Genomic DNA, 3884 nt, shown 5'->3' with positions numbered 1-3884 from the left:
CTCTGTTCATTGCGACCACAGATGACCAGGCCGGCGGCGTGATGTTGCGCCGCGCGTCGGGCGATGTCCTCGCCCAGTCCCTGCGTCCCGCCGGTGACGACAATGATCCGATCGGTCAAGTCTCGCATTCGCTATATCCCCTTACAGAATAGAACGCGGAGGATGTGGATTCGCCGGATCGTCCCAGAAGTTTCTCATCCGTGGACATTCGTTGCATCCGTCTCATCCGTGGTCTGCATCCACCGCCTGATTGCAGGTTCGCCGGATCGTCCCAGAAATTTCTCATCCGTGGACATCCGTTGCATCCGTCTCATCCGTGGTCTGCATCCACCGTCTGATTATCGTTGTACGCCGAGCGTCGCACATCTTCGTAGGCTTCGTAGTCCGTCAGCAGAAAGTCAAGCCAGCGGTTGGCGAGTGCAACCGGCGCTTCGATCATCGGGCTGTGGCCGACGTTGCGCAGAACCTCGAGATTGTTGGCGCCGGGGATGGCAATGAGCGTGCGCGTGATCGTGCTGCGATCGACGAGCGCATCGCGCTCTCCCCAGATCAGGAGCGTCGGCAGGGTGAGCAGCCGTGCGTCGGCGAAACGATTCCACTGCGCCAGGCTGCGCGTGATTTCGGTGAAGGCGGCGGGCGCCATCTGGCTGGCGTCCTCAACAAGCTGCTCGAAAAAGCGCACCATCTCCGGATGGGCGCCGTCGATGGGTGCAGCGGGCATGAGCATGCGCAGCGCCTCGCGGAGCAGACTGCGGTCCTCCTTCATCTGTTCGAGCAGCAGGTAGCCATCCAGCGGCGTGAAGACGCCCTCGATCGGCGCCGGATCGACGAGCGTCAGGCTCTCGACGTCGTGAGGAAAGGTGAGCAGGTATTCAACGGCGATGGCGCCGGCGGTGGAGTGCGCCATCAAGTGAAAATCTTCCCAGCGCAGCGCCTCGATCAGCGCGGCCAGGTCGCTGGCTTGCTCCTCGATCGAATAGCCGACGTCCGGTTTGTCGCTGCCGCCGCAACCGCGCAAGTCGGGCGCCACTGCGTAGACTTCTTCGGGCAGCGCGTCAAAGAGGGGCGTCCACCAGCGACTTGTGCCAAAGTTGCCGTGCAGCAGCAGCAATGGGATGCCGTCTTCTTCCCCGCTGCTGCGGCAGAAAAAGCGCAGCCTCGGAGTCTCCACATAGAATTCAGCGCTGGGTCGGTTCACCTGCATGCACTTTCCGGTTCTCGATGTCACTGGTGCACGGATGCGACGGATTTGCATCACGGATTCGCACTGCGACGCATAAAAAATGATCGACGGCCATCCGTTGCCTCTGCGTGCTCTGCGTTCTATTCCATCCTTCGATTCTGCTCGGCCTCCTCCGGCAGGAAGAGCAACAGCAGCGCAGCGGCTGCGGCGGCCTGCATCGGCCCTTCGACGCGGCCCACTTCTTCTTCGCCCAGGATCAGACCGCCGCGGTTGACGACGCCATCCGGATCGACCCAGCCCAGCTCGCCGCCCTGAAAGAGGCCGTGGCTGCGCACGACGCCGGTCGGCGTAAAGGTTCCCAGCTCGCGCTCGTCGTAAGCCGTCTTGCGCAGGACGCGACCGTCCGCCGTGACGCGTCCGACAGGGATGCCTTCGCCCCAGCGCAAGCGGCAGATGCGCCCTTCGGCGTCAATGAAGCCGAGCGCATACTCCTCGCCGCTCTCGGTGCGCTTATAGATCAGCGTGCGTTCAGAGGTTTGGTTCGTCATGACTCGTTCAGAAAGACGACGCCCTCCAGAAACTCTCGCAGGATGGCAGGGTTGGCCGCTGCAAAGATCGGCGTTTCGGCGCCAACGTACTCTCGGCTGACCGCAGCCAACGGAAAGACCGGCTCCTGACGCCAGGTGGTGACCACGCCGCCCGCCTCCACGACGATCAGCCAAGCCGCCGCCAGATCCCACACCTTAGGCGTGGCTTCGACGGCGACCAGCGCAGCGCCGTCGGCGACCTTGCAGAGGTGGTAGGCCGCGCTGCCGCAGATGCGGCTTTTCAACTTCGTGCGCAGGTGGAGGCGCTTATCCGTGCGCGTGCATTTCATGAGGAGTTGCTGGTCGTCCGTCGCGTCGCCCTCGAAGGTCCGGATCGGCTCTTCGTTGCATCGCGCGCCGCCACCTGCCGTTGCCGTGAATCGCTCGTGGAGCAACGGGAAATCCACTACGCCGACGACCGGCTGACCATAATGCAGCAGCGCCACGCTCACACCCCAAATCGGCAGTCCGCGCGCAAAGTTCGTCGTCCCATCGATCGGATCGACGATCCAGGTGAACTCGGCGTCGGCGTCATAGGCGGTGACCTGCTCCTCGCTGAGCACGCGATGCTCCGGAAAGACCCCAGCCAATCGCCGGGAGATAATATGATCGATGGCGATGTCGGTCTCCGTCACCAACGTGCCATCGCGCTTGCGCTGTGCAACGTGCAGCCGATGGTGGGAAACAGCGTACAGGCTGCACTCAGCAGCCAGGTCAACGGCGAATTCCAGATAGACGCTCCACTTCGACATAGGTGCATTATGCCTAACCCCCGCCCAAAACTGCAACTACCTTTGGTGTAAACCTACAGCATATGGAACCCAGGGCGGTTGCGCCGCAGCCTGAAACTCGATTGTGTAAATACCCTGGTTCTATGGTAAAAAGAAAAGGCAACGGATCACAGCGCAAACGCCGGTCTTGCCGGGAGATAGGGATGCACATGCAGGACATCTGGATTGCTTTTTTCATCGGCCTGATGTTGGGTTGGATCATCGAATGGTTGATCGACTGGCGATACTGGCGTCCCCTTGTGACCGCTCTCCGTCAGGAAAACGAACAGCTTCGTCGACAGCTTGAACAGGTCAAAGCGAATACGCAGAAAACGCAAAAACAGCCGGCTCCCTCTTCTCGAGAGAAAATCTACAACTAAAGGAGGCGGGGTCTATGGCGCAAGGGCGTTCTCCGAATTCTCAGCGCCTTTTGGATAGAGGGAAGTACATCGTCTTGCTGGCGATCGCCGTGATCGTCATCATCCTGCTGGCGGTGCGCTCCTGTCAACCACAGCCGCTGGCCGTCACGCCGACGCCAGAGGCGACGCTCGTCCCTGTGCTCACCGCTGAAGCGACGCTGACGCAACCGGTCGTCATTTCGCCTGTGACCGGCTCAACGGTGACAGCGGGAACGGTGGAGGTGCGCGGAGAGGCGCCGCGCAGCTACAGCATCCGCATCCGCAACCCCGCCGGCGACCTGCTTGCCGCCGCCCCTGTGGATGCAGACGGACGTTGGGCGACGTCTGTGCAGATCGATGAACCTGGCGAAGTCACGTTGATCGTCGAGCTGGTCGACGCGGCAGGAACGCCGCTTGCCACCGCCGAACCGGTCACGTTGAGCGTCGTCGTCCCTTCTGTGGCTGCGCACACCCTTTCCCTTGACCCGGCGATCTTCGACGCTGCCCTCACTGCTGGGACAGTAGAGCTGCGAGGCAGCGGAGAACCTGGGACGAGAGTGGCGATCCTCGTCGACGGCGACGTCGTAACCGAGGTCCCTGTAGATGAGGCCGGCGTCTGGTCGGCGACGGTGCAGGTGAGTGCACCCGGCGTCTACAGGATCGGACTGGAAGCACTCGATCCCTCGGGCGCCGTCATCGCTACAGCCACGCCTGCTGTTCTAACTATCGCCCCCCCTGCACAGGCGGTGGTTGCCGCGCCGCCGACGGCGACGCCTTCTGAGACTCCAACTTCAACCGCCACGCCGACGCCAACGAACACGCCCAGTCCCACGGCGACGCCAGCGCCGCCGCAGGTGGAGGCGCCGGCCATCGAGCGGGGCGGGCCGACGCTGCTGCGCGGCAGGGGGACGCCCGGCGACATCGTGCGCGTGCTGGTGAACGGCGC

The 3884-nt window shown here is 62.8% G+C and carries 6 protein-coding genes; 2 read left to right on the top strand and 4 right to left on the bottom strand.

Annotation, left to right across the window (positions count from 1 at the left end; all coding sequences use genetic code 11):
- The 4 genes from Q0367_RS08395 to Q0367_RS08380 form a co-directional block, all read right to left on the bottom strand.
- A partial coding sequence (locus Q0367_RS08395; protein ID WP_298981545.1) for a KR domain-containing protein occupies nt 1-128 on the bottom strand: 128 nt, incomplete at its 3' end.
- Nucleotides 129-310: 182 nt separating this feature from the next.
- Nucleotides 311-1198, bottom strand: coding sequence for an alpha/beta fold hydrolase (locus tag Q0367_RS08390; protein WP_298981542.1), 888 nt, complete (start codon nt 1196-1198; stop codon nt 311-313).
- 125 nt (nt 1199-1323) lie between these two features.
- Nucleotides 1324-1731, bottom strand: coding sequence for a hypothetical protein (locus Q0367_RS08385; RefSeq protein WP_297641126.1), 408 nt, complete (start codon nt 1729-1731; stop codon nt 1324-1326).
- Nucleotides 1728-2522: an inositol monophosphatase gene (locus Q0367_RS08380; protein ID WP_298981538.1), complete on the bottom strand. Its 795-nt coding sequence runs from the start codon at nt 2520-2522 to the stop codon at nt 1728-1730. The genes Q0367_RS08385 and Q0367_RS08380 overlap by 4 nt, the downstream gene beginning before the upstream one ends.
- Nucleotides 2523-2704: 182 nt before the next feature.
- On the opposite strand from Q0367_RS08380, the gene Q0367_RS08375 reads away from it, so the two are divergent.
- Together Q0367_RS08375 and Q0367_RS08370 are read left to right on the top strand one after the other, a co-directional pair.
- On the top strand, nt 2705-2920 hold the full coding sequence (locus tag Q0367_RS08375) for a hypothetical protein (RefSeq protein ID WP_297641130.1): 216 nt from the start codon (nt 2705-2707) through the stop codon (nt 2918-2920).
- 14 nt (nt 2921-2934) lie between these two features.
- Nucleotides 2935-3884, top strand: a 950-nt coding sequence (locus Q0367_RS08370) for a hypothetical protein (RefSeq protein ID WP_298981536.1), incomplete at its 3' end; no start/stop codon positions are given.

Source organism: uncultured Caldilinea sp., from assembly GCF_937128415.1.
GTDB lineage: Bacteria > Chloroflexota > Anaerolineae > Caldilineales > Caldilineaceae > Caldilinea.
Note: the sequence above shows the minus strand (reverse complement) of the source record. Positions and strands in the feature narration are given on the sequence as shown.

What these genes read in the sequence shown, in the direction of transcription:
- Q0367_RS08375 (WP_297641130.1), top strand. Translation starts at nt 2,705, where the DNA reads ATGCACATGCAGGACATCTGGATTGCTTTTTTCATCGGCCTGATGTTG.
- Q0367_RS08380 (WP_298981538.1), bottom strand. Translation starts at nt 2,522, where the DNA reads ATGTCGAAGTGGAGCGTCTATCTGGAATTCGCCGTTGACCTGGCTGCT.
- Q0367_RS08385 (WP_297641126.1), bottom strand. Translation starts at nt 1,731, where the DNA reads ATGACGAACCAAACCTCTGAACGCACGCTGATCTATAAGCGCACCGAG.